The organism is Klebsiella scottii (assembly GCF_036561945.1).
In the GTDB taxonomy this organism is placed as follows: domain Bacteria; phylum Pseudomonadota; class Gammaproteobacteria; order Enterobacterales; family Enterobacteriaceae; genus Klebsiella; species Klebsiella scottii.
Genome location: NZ_JARXNI010000020.1, coordinates 1,401,717 through 1,416,498, shown reverse-complemented (window position 1 = coordinate 1,416,498; position 14,782 = coordinate 1,401,717). Strand labels below are relative to the sequence as shown.

14 protein-coding genes are annotated in these 14,782 nt (G+C 60.1%); 10 read left to right on the top strand and 4 right to left on the bottom strand.

Features of this window, described 5'->3' with window-relative positions; genetic code table 11:
- Positions 1 to 102 precede the first annotated feature (102 nt).
- The 8 genes from mdcA to mdcH all read left to right on the top strand — a co-directional run bounded on the left by mdcA (position 103) and on the right by mdcH (position 7,365).
- On the top strand, positions 103 to 1,758 hold the full coding sequence (mdcA, locus tag QFI97_RS14340; RefSeq protein ID WP_346431427.1) for a malonate decarboxylase subunit alpha: 1,656 nt from the start codon (positions 103 to 105) through the stop codon (positions 1,756 to 1,758).
- On the top strand, positions 1,758 to 2,600 hold the full coding sequence (locus QFI97_RS14335; protein WP_346431426.1) for a triphosphoribosyl-dephospho-CoA synthase: 843 nt from the start codon (positions 1,758 to 1,760) through the stop codon (positions 2,598 to 2,600). Before mdcA ends, QFI97_RS14335 begins: the two co-directional genes overlap by 1 nt.
- A gap of 17 nt (positions 2,601 to 2,617) precedes the next feature.
- Complete coding sequence (mdcC, locus tag QFI97_RS14330) at positions 2,618 to 2,917, top strand: malonate decarboxylase acyl carrier protein (protein ID WP_346431425.1); 300 nt, start codon at positions 2,618 to 2,620, stop codon at positions 2,915 to 2,917.
- A complete protein-coding gene (locus QFI97_RS14325) occupies positions 2,910 to 3,743 on the top strand; it encodes a biotin-independent malonate decarboxylase subunit beta (protein WP_346431424.1) in 834 nt (277 codons plus the stop codon). The genes mdcC and QFI97_RS14325 overlap by 8 nt, the downstream gene beginning before the upstream one ends.
- Positions 3,743 to 4,543 carry a biotin-independent malonate decarboxylase subunit gamma gene (gene mdcE, locus QFI97_RS14320; protein WP_095103575.1) on the top strand — a complete coding sequence of 267 codons (801 nt, stop codon included), beginning with the start codon at positions 3,743 to 3,745 and terminating at the stop codon, positions 4,541 to 4,543. Before QFI97_RS14325 ends, mdcE begins: the two co-directional genes overlap by 1 nt.
- Before the next feature lie 341 nt (positions 4,544 to 4,884).
- Entirely contained in the window at positions 4,885 to 5,844 is a 960-nt protein-coding gene (locus tag QFI97_RS14315) for an AEC family transporter (RefSeq protein WP_095103224.1), read from the top strand.
- Between the two features lies 1 nt (position 5,845).
- Entirely contained in the window at positions 5,846 to 6,463 is a 618-nt protein-coding gene (locus tag QFI97_RS14310) for a malonate decarboxylase holo-ACP synthase (protein WP_346431423.1), read from the top strand.
- Positions 6,463 to 7,365: a malonate decarboxylase subunit epsilon gene (gene mdcH / locus QFI97_RS14305; protein ID WP_346431422.1), complete on the top strand. Its 903-nt coding sequence runs from the start codon at positions 6,463 to 6,465 to the stop codon at positions 7,363 to 7,365. Before QFI97_RS14310 ends, mdcH begins: the two co-directional genes overlap by 1 nt.
- On the opposite strand, the gene QFI97_RS14300 is transcribed toward mdcH, so the two are convergent.
- From QFI97_RS14300 to QFI97_RS14290, 3 genes are all read right to left on the bottom strand, one after another.
- Complete coding sequence (locus QFI97_RS14300) at positions 7,355 to 8,281, bottom strand: LysR family transcriptional regulator (RefSeq protein WP_346431421.1); 927 nt, start codon at positions 8,279 to 8,281, stop codon at positions 7,355 to 7,357. The genes mdcH and QFI97_RS14300 overlap by 11 nt on opposite strands.
- Before the next feature lie 215 nt (positions 8,282 to 8,496).
- A complete protein-coding gene (gene mqo, locus QFI97_RS14295) occupies positions 8,497 to 10,149 on the bottom strand; it encodes a malate dehydrogenase (quinone) (RefSeq protein WP_331834306.1) in 1,653 nt (550 codons plus the stop codon).
- A 266-nt stretch (positions 10,150 to 10,415) separates the two neighbouring features.
- Complete coding sequence (locus QFI97_RS14290; protein ID WP_346431420.1) at positions 10,416 to 11,336, bottom strand: N-acetylmuramic acid 6-phosphate etherase; 921 nt, start codon at positions 11,334 to 11,336, stop codon at positions 10,416 to 10,418.
- Between the two features lie 174 nt (positions 11,337 to 11,510).
- Between QFI97_RS14290 and QFI97_RS14285 the strand changes: the two genes are divergently transcribed.
- Both QFI97_RS14285 and dcuR read left to right on the top strand, forming a co-directional pair.
- Positions 11,511 to 13,130 (top strand): sensor histidine kinase, encoded by a 1,620-nt coding sequence (locus QFI97_RS14285; RefSeq protein ID WP_346431419.1) that lies wholly within the window; start codon positions 11,511 to 11,513, stop codon positions 13,128 to 13,130.
- Positions 13,127 to 13,846: a two-component system response regulator DcuR gene (dcuR, locus tag QFI97_RS14280; RefSeq protein WP_095103214.1), complete on the top strand. Its 720-nt coding sequence runs from the start codon at positions 13,127 to 13,129 to the stop codon at positions 13,844 to 13,846. Before QFI97_RS14285 ends, dcuR begins: the two co-directional genes overlap by 4 nt.
- On the opposite strand, the gene QFI97_RS14275 is transcribed toward dcuR, so the two are convergent.
- Positions 13,827 to 14,780: an FAD:protein FMN transferase gene (locus tag QFI97_RS14275; RefSeq protein WP_346431418.1), complete on the bottom strand. Its 954-nt coding sequence runs from the start codon at positions 14,778 to 14,780 to the stop codon at positions 13,827 to 13,829. The genes dcuR and QFI97_RS14275 overlap by 20 nt on opposite strands.
- Between the last annotated feature and the right edge of the window lie 2 nt (positions 14,781 to 14,782).

Genomic DNA, 14,782 nt, shown 5'->3' with positions numbered 1-14,782 from the left:
AACAATCTGCCCGCGGGCTTAATTGATGCCCTGCGCCTCGCGTCGCACACTAACTTCCACACCATGACAGTCAAAACGATTTGTCGAATCAGGAGGTTAATAATGAATGCCGAACAAACGACGGGACGGGTCTGGAACCGCCGCCGTACGGAAAAGCAGCGGCGAGTGACCGCCGCCAACGTCTCCGGTAAGGTTATCCCCACCGCACAGCTGGTGGACGCGCTGGAACATCTGCTCGCCCCCGGCGATCGCGTGGTGCTGGAAGGCAACAACCAAAAGCAGGCTGACTTCCTCTCCCGCATGCTGGCGGAAGTGAACCCGCAAAAAGTCCACGACCTGCATATGATCATGCCGAGCGTCGGGCGCAGCGAACATCTGGATCTCTTTGAAAAGGGTATCGCCCGCAAGCTCGACTTCTCCTTTTCCGGCACCCAGAGCCTGCGTATTTCGCAGCTGCTGGAGGACGGCCTGCTGGAAATCGGCGCGATCCACACCTATATCGAGCTCTACTCCCGCCTGTACGTCGATCTTTCGCCGAACGTCGCGCTGATTGCCGGCTACAAAGCGGATCGCAAAGGCAACCTCTATACCGGACCGAGTACCGAAGATACCCCGGCGCTGGTTGAGGCTGCGGCCTTCCACGACGGTATCGTTATTGCCCAGGTTAATGAGCTTGTCGACGACGAGTGCGACCTGCCCCGCGTTGACATTCCGGGTTCGTGGATCGATTACGTGGTGGTCGCCGATAAGCCGTTCTTTATTGAGCCGCTGTTTACCCGCGACCCGCGGCTGATCAAGCAGGAGCATATCCTGATGGCGATGATGGCGATTAAAGGCATCTACGCCGAGCATCAGGTGCAGTCTCTTAACCACGGTATCGGCTTTAACACCGCCGCCATTGAGCTGCTGCTGCCCACCTACGGCGAGCAGCTCGGCCTGAAGGGCAAAATTTGTAAACACTGGACGCTAAACCCGCACCCGACGCTTATTCCCGCCATTGAAAGCGGCTGGGTGGAAAGCGTGCACTGCTTCGGCGGCGAGCTGGGGATGGAGGAGTACATTCGCGCGCGTCCGGACGTGTTCTTCACCGGCGCCGACGGTTCAATGCGCTCGAACCGCGCCTTCTGCCAGCTGGCGGGGCAATATGCGGTCGATATGTTTATCGGCTCGACCCTGCAGGTCGACGGCCTGGCAAACTCGTCCACGGTAACCCGCGGCCGGCTGTCAGGCTTTGGCGGCGCGCCCAACATGGGCCACGATCCGCACGGCCGCCGCCACGCGACTCCGGCCTGGCTGAACATGATAACCGAGCCCGACCCGATGCAGCGCGGTAAAAAGCTGGTAGTGCAGATGGTCGAAACCTTCCAGGCCGGCGTGAAGCCCACCTTCGTCGAAAAACTCGATGCTATCGAGGTGGCGAAAGCCTCCGGCATGCCGCTCGCGCCGGTGATGATCTACGGCGATGACGTCACCCACGTGCTCACCGAAGAAGGGATCGCCTACCTCTACCGCGCTGAAAGCCTGGAAGAGCGCCGGGCGATGGTCGCCGCGGTGGCCGGGATCACCGATATCGGCCTTGGCGTCGACGCTAAGCGCGTTGCCGCGCTGCGCCAGAGCGGCAAGGTGGTTTATCCGGAAGATATCGGCATCCGCCGTAGCGATGCGACCCGCTCTCTGCTGGCCGCCGGCAGCGTAGCCGATCTGGTGGAGTGGTCCGACGGACTCTATAACCCACCGGCAAAATTCCGGAGCTGGTAATGAAACGACTCTCCCCCCGGCGCGCTGAAGCGCAAACCGGCTGGCTTGCCCGCACCGCCAGCGAGTGCCTGATTGACGAAGCGCGGCTCAGCCCCAAACCGGGGCTGGTCGACAGCCGCGGTAACGGCGCGCATCTCGATTTAAGCCTTGCGCTGATGGAGCGTTCGGCCCGCAGCCTGCTCCCCACCTTTCAGGTGCTCGCCGAACAGAGCTGGCAGCGGCCGGCGGATATTGCGCTGCGCGAAACCATCGGCCGCCTGGGCCGGGAAGGCGAGCGGCAGATGATGCTGGCTACCGATGGGGTGAATACCCATCGCGGAGCAATTTGGGCGCTAGGCCTGCTGGTTAGCGCCGCGGCGATGCTGGGCGGGACGGGTCATTCACGGTCGATAGCGGAGACCGCCGCGCTTCTCGCCGCCCTGCCGGACGCCGCGGCGCCCAAAACCTTCAGTAAAGGCCTGCGCGCCAGCCGCCGCTGGCAGGTGCCGGGCGCTCGCGAAGAGGCGCAGCGCGCGTTTCCGCATATCACCACCCTTGCGCTACCGCAGCTGCGGCGCAGCCGGACCGAGGGCGCCAGCGAAGACGAGGCCCGCCTCGACGCGCTGATGGCGATCATGACCTCGCTGAGCGACACCTGCGTGCTTTCCCGCGCCGGCATGTCCGGCCTTGAGGCCATGCAGCACGGCGCCCGCCTGGTGCTGGCCGCCGGCGGTTGCGCCACGGCGTGCGGACGCCGGGCGCTGGCGCAGCTTGACGCGCAGATGCTGGCGCAAAACGCCTCGCCGGGCGGCGCCGCCGATCTTCTTGCCGCCACCCTGTTTCTCGATCGGGTTGCCGGCTAACGCATTCAGAGGATGTTATGGAACAGATTAATTTGTCATTCCCTGCCAACCGCGCCCTCAGCGGCAAAGCCCTGGCAGGCGTAGTAGGCTCCGGCGATATGGAAGTGCTCTATACCGCCGGGCAAAACGCCACGCTTGAGGTTGATATCACCACCTCGGTGGACAACAGCCAGGCGCGCTGGGCCGCGCTGTTTGAGCGGCTCAATCTAATCAACGGCCTGCCCGCCGGACGGCTGGTCATTCATGATTTTGGCGCCACGCCGGGCGTCGCACGTATTCGCATCGAACAGGTTTTTGAGGAGGCCGCCCATGCGTAACGATCGCAGCTTTATCGAACTCCGCGCCCGTGAACGCGCCCGCACGCTGCTGGATGACGGCAGCTACCGCGAGCTGCTGGACCCGTTCGAAGGCATCATGTCGCCGTGGCTAGGCGCCCAGGGCATCGTCCCGCAGTCCGATGACGGCATGGTGGTGGCGAAAGGCACCATTAACGGTCAGCCGGCGGTGGTCATCGCCATCGAAGGCACCTTCCAGGGCGGCAGCATGGGCGAAGTCTCCGGCGCCAAAATGGCCGCCGCGCTGGAGCTGGCGGCAGAAGATAACCGCAACGGCATCCCGACCCAGGCGGTGCTGTGCCTGGAAACAGGCGGCGTGCGCCTGCAGGAAGCCAACCTTGGCCTGGCGGCGATTGCCGACATCCACGCCGCGATTGTCGACCTGCGTCGCTATACCCCGGTGGTCGGCATTGTCGCCGGCACCGTGGGCTGCTTTGGCGGGATGTCGATTGCTGCCGCGCTGTGCAGCTACCTGATCGTCACCCGCGAAGCGCGCCTTGGGCTCAACGGCCCGCAGGTCATCGAGCAGGAAGCCGGGATCGAAGAGTATGACTCCCGCGATCGCCCGTTTATCTGGAGCATGACCGGCGGCGAGATCCGCTATGAGAGCGGCCTGGTTGATGCGCTGGTCAACGACGGCGTCAACGCCGTAAAAACCGCCATGAACGACGCCATCGCCAAAGGCGTTCCGGCCCAGCATCGCAGCGACAAATATGCCGACTTCCTGACCCGTCTGAGCAACTTTGACACTCGTCAGCAGGCTGATACCGCGCAGATTAAACGGCTTTTCGCCGGGGAGGTGAAATGATGACTCAGTCCAATAGCCGTGGAGCCCTGTGGCTGGAAAAACTGGCGCCAAATGCGCCGCGCATGAACGGCCTGTGCCCTTCAGTACAGGTCGCCGACGGTGAACTGAACGGCGAGAGCGTGCGCTTCATCGCCGTGGTGGCGGACGCCAATAACCACTACCCGCGCGCCGCTAAAGGCGAAGTGGGCCTGCTGGAAGGCTGGACGCTGGCAAAAGTGGTGAATGAAACCATCGATGCCGACGCGAACAGCGACGTAAAGCGCCCGATTGTGGCGGTCATCGACGTCCCAAGCCAGGCCTATGGTCGTCGGGAAGAAGCGTTCGGCATTCACCAGGCGCTGGCCGGAGCCGCAGGGGCTTACGCGAAAGCGCGCCTGGCGGGCCATCCGGTAATCGGGCTGATCGTCGGCAAGGCGATGTCCGGGGCGTTTCTCGCCCACGGTTATCAGGCCAACCGACTGATTGCCATCAACGATAAAGGCGTGCTGGTGCACGCGATGGGCAAAGAGTCCGCCGCCCGTATCACTCTGCGTACCGTCGATGCGCTGGAAAAACTGGCGGCGACCATTCCGCCAATGGCCTATGACGTCAGCAACTACGCCACCCTCGGCCTGCTCTCCGACCTGCTGAACCTCAGCAACCCGGACGCGCCGTCCGATGCCGATCTGGCGCTGGTGGAACTCACCGTGCAGAAGGCCATCTCGGATGCACGTAAAGACCCAAGCCTGAAAAACCGTCTCGGCGCGGAGAATCGCCGCAGCTCTGCCCTGGTACGCGAACGGATGCGCGCCAGCTGGTAACGGGCAACATCAGAAGTACGTAAAAAAAGACCTGCCGAAAGCGGCAACCGTCGGGCGCAGCATAGCGCCCACGGCAAGCCGCTTTTAGAAAAATAAAAACATCGCAATTAGCCCAATACGCTAAATCATTCAAGTTGGATCAAGGCGGCAACTGAGTGAATCCCCAGGAGCTTACTTGAGTAAGTGACTGGGGTGACAAATCTGTCAGGAACAGATTTGAACGCTGCTCGCAGCGGCCCTGATAAGGGTGAGGCTCACGGATGAGCCGAATAAGGAAGGCAGCCAACGCAGAGGCAGCTTGAAGGATGACGCGTATTTCTTTTTCTTACTACAGGTGATCTATGACTTATGTAATTGTTCATGCCCTTGCGCCGATTTTTCTCATCATGCTGCTGGGCTTCTGGGCCGGCAAAGCCAAAATGGTCGACAACAAAAACGTCTCTTTGCTTAATATTTTTGTGATGGATTTTGCCCTGCCCGCCGCGCTGTTTAGCGCCACCGTGCAGACGCCGTGGGCCGGTATTGTTGCCCAGTCGCCGCTGATTGTAGTGCTGACGGGCGCGATGTGGATCACCTACGCGGCGATCTACTTCCTCGCCACCAGCGTGTTTAAAAAGTCCCCGCAGGATGCCGCCGTGCTGACCCTCACCGTGGCGCTGCCGAACTATGCCGCGCTAGGCCTGCCGATTCTCGGTAGCGTACTGGGTGAAAGCTCCGCGACGTCTCTCTCCGTCGCCGTCTCCATCGCCTGCGGTTCGGTGCTGATGACGCCGTTCTGTCTGCTGATTCTGGAGCGTGAAAAAGCGCGCGCCGCCGGTGAAAACAGCGGTTCAACGCTGGCTATGCTGCCGGTTCTGATGTGGCGTTCGGTGAAAAAACCTATTGTCTGGGGTCCGCTGCTCGGCGTGGTGCTCTCCGCTATCGGCATCAAAATGCCGGAGCTGCTGCTGGCGGCAATCAAACCGCTCGGTCTTTCAGCCACCGCGGCGGCGCTGTTCCTGACCGGGGTGATCCTCTCCGCGCGTAAGCTGCAGCTGAACGCGATGGTGAGCATTGCGACCATTGCCAAACTGCTGATCCAGCCGTTTATCGCCTGGGCTATCGTTCTGGCTTTCGGCCTGCACGGCTCCGTGGCGATCACCGCTATCCTGATGATTGCGCTGTCTGCCGGTTTCTTCGGCGTGGTGTTCGGCAACCGCTTTGGCGTTCAGTCGCCGGATGCGGAAGCGGTGCTGCTGTTAAGCTCGGTTCTGTGTATCCTGTCGCTGCCGCTGTTCATCACCTTAACTTCAGGTATCTGATATGACATTCACTTCGCGCCCTCACGATTTACTGTGGCTGAAAAGCCGCGACGCCCTGCTCAACGTTGAGGAGGCGTGGGTAGCCAGCCAGTGGCAGCCGGGTCTGCCCGTAGTCGTGCGGCGTGACGTGAATGACAATGGCGATATTCCGGTAGGCGTGCGCGGCATAAAGCGCGAACAGCGCGCCGCCGGATGGGTTAAGCCCGAGGCCGTTTCCCGCATTATCACGCCGGAAGCGCTGGTCGAGCGCCAGCGCCTGCTGCACTCGCCGTTTGTTTCCCAGCCGCCCGTTCAGGCGGCTATTTTGCTGACCACCTTTGCGTGGCCGTGGATCTGGGGCATTACCGGCAGCACGGCCTACGCCCTCGCCACCGAAATTCCCGTCCTGCACGCCGACAGCGATCTTGATCTACTGATTCGCGCCCCTGAACCGCTGACCGATGACGAACTGCGGCAGTGGCAGGCGCAGGTGGAAAAGCTGCCGTGCCGCGCCGACACCCAGATTGAAACGCCCTTTGGCGCGTTTGCGCTCAACGAATGGCTGCGCGAAGGACGCGTTCTGCTGAAAACCGCCACCGGGCCGCAGCTCACCGCGACGCCGTGGCACAGGGAGTCATGATGAAAATCCTCTTTACCTTTCCCGGCCAGGGCACCCAGCGCCCGGGAATGCTGCAAAACCTGCCCGACGGCGATGCCGTTCTTACTGAAGTCCGCGCGGTGCTTGGCGACGAAGCCAATACGCTCGACGCGCCAGATGCGCTGAAGCACACCCGAGCGGTGCAGCTTTGCCTGCTTATTGCAGGCGTGGCGTGGGCACGTGAACTGATGCGTAACGGCGTGACGCCCGATATCGTCAGCGGCCTGTCGATTGGCGCTTACCCTGCGGCGGTGGTGGCTGGCGCGCTGGATTTTCGCGACGCGCTGCGGCTGGTGGCCCTGCGCGGCGATTTAATGGAGCAGGCGTATCCCCACGGCTACGGCCTGACGGCGATTGTCGGCCTCACGCTGAATCAGGTTGAAAAGCTGATGACAGGTAGCGGCACTTACATCGCCAACCTTAATGCCGAAACGCAGATAGTGATTGCCGGCCGGGATGAGGATATGGCGGAGGTCGCGAGAAAAGCGCTAGCTGCCGGAGCCAACAAGGCTGCCCGGCTTGCGGTAAGCGTGCCGTCGCACTGTGCTTTGCTGGATAATCCGGCGGCAGAATTAGCTCAGGCGTTTGAATCAGTGACATTGTCACGCCCTCTGCTAGCCTACCTTAGCGGATCTACCGGTCGTGTGCTGTGGGAAGCGCAGAAAATCGCCGAAGATTTAGCCTTCAACATGGCGCGGACGGTACAGTGGCAGGACGCAATGGTTTCCGCCAATCAGCGCGATGCGCGGCTGGCGATTGAGATGCCGCCCGGTAGCGTGCTGACCGGGTTAACGCACCTCGCAGGCTGGCAGGGCGATGCCATCTGCATGGAGCGTAACAGCGTTGAAGTAGCACAGCATCTGGCGAAGCGCCTCAGCCGTTAAGACTGCGGGCGTACATCCGCCCTTCTGCCGCCAGCGCCAGCAGGTCCGCATCGCGTTCGCGATGGTGGGAATAGACGATCGAAATCAGCTGACGCATCTGATACGGCTCCGCCAGCTTTAACAGCTGTACGTCGTTTTCGTAGACCTTTTTCATCCGGCCGGGCAGCAGCGCGAAGCCGACCCCGGCCTGCACCAGGCTGATCATCGAAAAGATATCGTTGACCCTGGTGACAATTTCAGGCTCGAAGTCGGCCACCTGAAAAGCTTCTCGGAAGCCCGCGTAGGTCGCGAAGCCCTCCGCAAGCGAAACGAATTTACGGTCGGCGTAGTCGCGAAGGTCGGCGGGTTTTGTCGTATCCAGCCGTTCAGCCGCCGGAGCGGCGAGAAAAATGTCGTCTTCAAACAGCGGCACCACGTCAAACGCCGAGTTGCTGAACTCCCCTGCGTTGGTGGCGATCAGGATCGCGTCCAGGGCGTCGTCTTCCAGCATATCCAGCAGCATCTGGTTGGAGCCCATCGTCAGATCCAGCTCCAGCTCCGGCCGCCGCAGCTTCATCCCCATGATGATCCGCGGGACGGTCTCCAGCGTGAGCGAATAGAGCGTGCCGATCCGCAGTCGCCCCTGGCCGACGCCGGCGACCTTTCGCGTCGCCTCCAGCCCGCGCGCCATCAGGGTGGTGACGTCCTGACAATACTCCAGCAGCGTCCAGGCCGCCGGCAGCGGCAGCAGGTTGCGTCCCTTATGGACAAACAGCGGGCAGCCCACCCCCTCTTCCAGGGTATGCAGGGCCCGGTGGACGCTGACGCCGCTGAGCTGCATCGCTTCGGCGGTTCTGGCGATATTGCCTTTGGTCATAAACATCATAAATACCGCCAGCTTACGGAAGGTAATATCCTGGTTAATGTCGTCTTTCATGGCGCTGCACTCCCTCTTTCCGCCGCGGCTCGTTATTTCTTGTGTGAATTCAAGCCAGTATAACCGTAACGCCGGTAAATGTTTTAACGCAGCGCAAGGAACCAGCCGGTGCTGTCGGGCATCAGGGAGCAGCGCAATAGCGGATAGGCAAAAAAAATGCCGGTCAGCTGCTGAGCTGACCGGCATTACGCACGCGGGCGGGGTTAATACGGCGACTACAGCGCCATATCGTGCTGCGGAGAGTCCGCAGGCTTGAGTTCCGCGGACGGCGCGGCGGCAGGCTTCGTGCCGCTCATATTAATCACCGGCGGTTTGGTCAGCTGCAGCGTCGCGGCGGTGTCGTCCCACACCTGCTGGGTCAGCGCCGGGCTATCGTTCAGCTTCTGGCCATAGCTCGGAACGATCGCGTGGATGCGGCTCTGCCACTCCGCGGAGCTGAACTGCTGCGGGAACATCTGCTTCAGCACGTTCAGGGTAATCGGCGCGGCGGTAGAGGCGCCCGGAGAGGCCCCAAGCAGCGCGGAGATGGTTTTCTGCTCGTCGACCACCACTTCGGTCCCCAGCTTCAGCACTCCGCCCTTATCGGCGTCTCTTTTAATGATCTGCACGCGCTGGCCGGCCTGAATCAGCTTCCAGTCCTCTTTACGCGCGTCCGGATAGTACTCTTTCAGCGCCGCAAAGCGGTCATCGTCGCTGAGCATCACCTGGCTCACCAGGTATTTGACCAGATCGAAGTTGTCGAGACCGACGTGGGTCATCGGCAGAACGTTATCGGTGGTGGTAGTGCTCAGCAGGTCGAAGATAGAACCATTTTTGAGGAACTTCGTCGAGAAGGTCGCGAACGGCCCGAACAGCACCACGCGCTTGCCGTCAAGGAAGCGGGCGTCAAGATGCGGAACCGACATCGGCGGAGCGCCGACCGAAGCCTGGCCGTAGACTTTTTGCAGATGCTCTTTAGTCACCGCCGGGTTTTCGGTCATCAGGAAGGAGCCGCCCACCGGGAAGCCCGCATAGTTGTCGGCTTCCGGAATACCGGTCTTTTGCAGTAATTTCAGCGCGCCGCCGCCGGCGCCGATAAAGACATATTTCGCGTCAATCGTCTGCTCGTCGCCGCTATTGACGTTTTTAATCGTCACGTGCCACGAATTATCGGCATTACGCTTAAATGCGGTTACCTCAGAGGAGGTTTGCAGCGAGAAGTTATTATTTTTCTTCAGGCTGCCGATCAGCTGACGGGTTATTTCGCCGTAGTTGACGTCGGTCCCGACCGGGGTCCAGGTGGCCGCCACTTTTTGCTGCGGATCGCGCCCTTCCATCACCAGCGGCGCCCACTGTTTAATTTGCGCATGGTCGGTGGAGAATTTCATCCCCTGGAATAGTGTGGTTTGCTGCAGAGCGGTATAACGTTTTTGCAGATAATCAACGTTATCGCCCCAGACAAAGCTCATATGCGGGGTGGAATTAATAAATGAGTGCGGGTCATGCAAAATGCCGCGCTTTACCTGCGCCGTCCAGAACTGACGGGAAATCATAAACTGCTCGTTGATATCCAGCGCCTTACTGACGTCAATAGAGCCGTCCGCACGCTCTGGCGTGTAGTTCAGCTCCATGTTTGCCGAGTGGCCCGTACCGGCATTGTTCCAGCCGTTAGAGGACTCCAGCGCAACGCCGTCAAGCTTCTCTACCATCACCTGCTTCCAGTCCGGCTGTAATTCCTGCAGCCAGGTGCCGAGCGAGGCGCTCATGATCCCGCCGCCAATCAGCAGAAAATCGGTTTTCTTTGCGGCGTCGGTATTTGCGTAGGTTGCCGTACTGACGAACAGCGCCAATGCGGTCACGGATAAGATCGAGTTTTTTATTGCAGGCATAATAGAATTATCGCATAGCATAATGAAATAAGTGCCAACATGTTAACGCACTTTCATTATATTTTAAAATATCATTTACATTTTTCGCACAGTTAATCAATTATTTGAATTTACTTTTTTAACTTAAAAAAGTGAAAAGTGATTAATAAAATTAAAATGCGTCAACGTATAGCGATAATTAAAGGGCTGACGGCGCTCCCCGCCGGTTTCTTTAGTTACATAAGGTAAAAGCAGCGGCGCGCGGGAATATGGCGCGCCGCCGGGAATTAACTCTGCGACCCTGCCAGCTGATGCGTTTTATCCTGTAACGCAATGCGCAGATGATCGTTATTTTCCATCAGCAGCTCGCGCGCCCGCCATGCGTCAAGCCCGCTAAGCAGCATCAAAATCGCCGTCCGGCAGTGCTGATTGCAGCCGGTAAGCGCGGCTTTCGCCTCACTGCGCGAACAGCCGGCGGCCTCCATTACGATGGCGATTTGGCGTTCAGCCCAGCGCGGGCTGGTGGCCTGCAGATCGACGCGCAGGTTGCTAAAGACCCTGCCGCCGCGAATGGCCAGCCCGGTGGTCAGCATGCTGAGGAGCTGCCGCTGCGCCAGCTGGGCTTTCGGGTTACCAAACCCCGCCACCGCTTCCGGACCGGTTTGCGGCGCAACGATAATATCCGCCAGCTGCGCCGCTTCGCTATCCGCCTGCTGGGTCAGCACCGCGATCGGCGCGCCGAGCGACCAGGCGTGGCGCATCGCTCCCCATACCCACGGCGTTTTGCCGCTGACCGTCAGCGCCAGCAGCATATCGTTATTGCTAAAGCGCAGCGCCTGCAGCTCGCAAGCGCCAAGATCGTAGTCGTTGGCGGCCGTTTCCATCTCCTGCAGCGCCGCCGCTGGCCCACCGGCGATGAGCCCCACCAGCGAATGTTTCTCCTCAGGCGCAAACTCGTTGACGGCCTGCAGGGCCGCGCGTCCGGATGCGCCGGCGCCGACAATCACCAGCCGCCCTCCTCGGCTAAGGGTCGCCGCGGCGTTATCGACCAGGCGGGTCATTTCCGGCAGGCAGGCGTCGATGGCGTTGGCAATCTGCCGACCGTCTGCGTGCAGCATCGTCAGCATGTCGTAGGTGGTGAGACTATCGATGCGGCGGGTATCAGGGTGGCGTCGTTCCGTCATTGAAGCGGTTGGCTTACTGCTCATAAAAACCTCCATTTAAATAACTCCGCATTCACTATAGGGATATTTACCGCCGTCTCCTGCGAGTGGGGTCACGCTTCCCGGTTCCCGGCGAATCGTTTATTGCTTTTTTACATGCCTTTAAGAAATTCACACCATCAGCGATAATAGGCCTTCGCTGTTTACCCTGGGGTTGTTATGAATGAGTTAGCGGAGCAGGAACCGCCCGCGCGCAAACGCCGTAAGAGCATGAAGCTGAGTACCGCCGTGACGCTGATGATTGGCAGCGTGCTGGGTTCGGTACTGCTGCTTGTCTACGCGCTGTGGTTTATCCAAATCAGTGATACCACCCGCGACGGGCTGAAAGACACCGCCCTGGCGGTGGCGCGGACGCTTGCCGATATGCCGGAAGTGAAGCGCGGCCTGACCCACCCGGCGGACAGCGATATTATTCAGCCGCTGGCGCAGGCGATCGTCCGGCGCAACGATCTGCTGTTTGCGGTGGTCACCGATATGCAGGGTATTCGCTACTCGCACCCCAACAGCCAGATTATCGGCAAGCGGTTTATTGGCGATGACATTAACCCCACGCTGCAGGGAAAGGAGAACGTTGCCGTCAACCACGGCGTGCTGGCCCCGGCCCTGCGCGCCTTTACGCCGGTCTTTGACGCTAACCACCGGCAAATTGGCGTCGTGGCAATCGGTATTTCGCTTAGCAAGGTGGATACCCAGATTGCCAACAGCCGCTGGGACGTCCTCTTTACCGTGCTGTTCAGCGCCCTGGTCTGCGGTCTCGGAACCTGGAGCCTGGTTCGCGGCCTCAAGCGCGTGCTGCTCGGCCTGGAGCCGCAGGAGATCTCCACCCAGTACCAGCAGCGCCAGGCGATGCTGCACTCGTTAAAAGAGGGCGTGGTGGCGGTCGATACCGAAGGGCAAGTGACCCTTATCAATCCGGCCGCGCGCGAAATTTTGTTCAGCGGCCCCGATAAAACCCTCGGCCATACGCCGCTGCTCGCCGATTTACAGGAGGTCCTGCGCACCGGGACGCCAATTTACGACCGCGAGCTCGGCTGCAACGGTCTGCTGCTTATCAGCAATACCGTACCGGTGCGCAGCCAGAACGCCACCGTCGGCGCCATCAGCACCTTCCGCGACAAGACCGAGGTCAGCCAGCTGCTGCAGCGACTCGACGGCATGGTCAACTATGTGGATGCGCTGCGTACCACTTCCCACGAGTTTATGAATAAGCTGCACGTCATCCTCGGCCTGCTGAATATGAAAAGCTATGACAAGCTTGAGGAGTACGTGCTACAAACCGCCCATACCTATCAGGCCGACATCGGCGAAATCCAGCACCGCATAAAATCGCCGGTGGTCGCCGGCTTTTTGATTGGTAAAATCCAGCGTGCGAAAGAGCGTGGGTTTAGCCTTAACCTCGCGGAGGAGAGCCTCGTCCCCGACTGCCCCAACGAAAAGCAGATTACCGTCCTGGTCACCGTACTGGGCAATTTGATTGAGAATGCGCTCGACGCCATGCACGAGCAGCACGAGGGTGAAGTCAGCCTGCTGTTACATTATCAAAATGGCTGGCTAAGCGGCGAAGTGAGCGACGACGGCCCGGGGATCCCGGAGGCGAATATCGATGCCATCTTTAATAAAGGCTTCTCCACCAAAGGCGAGAATCGCGGCGTCGGCCTGTTTCTTGCCAGCCAGCAGCTGCGCGAACTGGGCGGGACGCTTGCCGTCGAGTCCGAACCCGGCGTATTTACCCAATTTTTTGTCCACCTACCCTGGGATAGTAAAAGGAACAGTGCGTGATAAATGTATTAATTGTTGATGACGATGCCATGGTAGCCGAACTGAACCGCCTGTACGTGGCGCGGATTTCCGGCTTCAGCTGCTGCGGCACCGCATCTACGCTGAATAAGGCCCGGGAGATGATTAACGACGACGAGCTGGAGATCGATCTGGTACTGCTCGACGTCTATATGCAGCACGATAGCGGGCTGGATCTGCTGCCGACCATCCGCGCCTCCGGCCGCGCCATCGACGTGATTATGATCACCTCCGCCGCCGATGCCGCCACCGTACAAACGTCGATGCACTACGGCGTTGTCGATTATCTGATTAAGCCCTTCCAGTTCCCGCGTTTTGAGGAGGCGTTAACCGCCTGGCGCGAGAAAAGAAAGCTGATGACCGGACAGACTTATTATGAGCAGGCGGACGTTGACCGCCTGCTGCACGGCGACGCGCCGGAAGCAACCGACGCGCGTAAGCTGCCGAAGGGGCTCACCTCGCAAACGCTGCGCACGCTCTGCCAGTGGATCGATGCGCACCCGGCGACCGAGTTCTCCACCGACGAGCTGGCGGTCGCGGTGAACATTTCCCGCGTCTCCTGCCGCAAATATCTGATTTGGCTGGCGCAGATTAATATCCTCTACACCAGCATTCACTACGGCGCCACCGGCCGGCCGGTCTATCGCTATCGGCTGGTGGCGGAGCAGTACAGCCTGCTCAAGCAGTACAGTCAGTAAGCCGATAGCCGCTATCCAGCAGCTGAAAGCGAAAGCGGCGCTGCGATGAGAGGATCACTTCGCGATTTTTAGTCACAAAAATCGCTTCAATATCCTCACGTTGACGCAGCGCTGCGCGCCCTTTCTCAACGCCCAGGCCGTAGATCAGGGTGGTCCAGATATCACCGTCGAGAGAGTCATCAGAAATGATGGTCACGCTCTCCAGCTCGTTTTCCAACGGATAGCCGCTGCGCGGGTCGAGAATATGGTGCCAGCGCCTGCCGTCCTGCTCAAAATAGCGCTCATAGACACCGGAGGTCACTACCGACTGGCCGGTAACCGCAATCGTGCCGACCAGCTCGTCGGCGGCGGCAAACGGTTTTTTCAGACCAATGGACCACTCCCCGAGGGTATGCACGTTTCCCCCGAGATTAATCAGCGCCGCGTCGACGCCCTGCCGCCGCAGGTCATCGCGCACCCGATCGGCAATGTAGCCTTTGGCAATGGCGCCAAGATCGATCTCCATACCCGGCTGAGCAAGAAACACGCTGCCCGCCGCCTCATCAAGGATCACATCCTGCGGCCGGGTCAGCGGCAGGCGGGCGGCAATCTCTGCCGCCGCCGGAACGCTGCGCCCCTGAAAGCCGATGCGCCAGAGCTTTACCAGCGGGCCAATCGCCAGGTTGAACGCGCTATCCCGCACCATGCTGGCGGCTTTTGCGCATTTGATCAGCTGATACACCGGACGGCTGACGGCCACCGCATGGCGACCGGCGGCATGGTTAATATCCATGACCTGCGAGCGCGCGCGGTTTACGGTAAGCAGATCTTCGTAGCGTTTAATCAGCTGGAAGGTACGGGAGGCGAGCGCGTCATCGTGACGGAACAGTTTAAGCAAAATGGGCGAACCCATTAAAACGGCGGAGTAGCTATAGACGCGACTATCGTCAGACATGG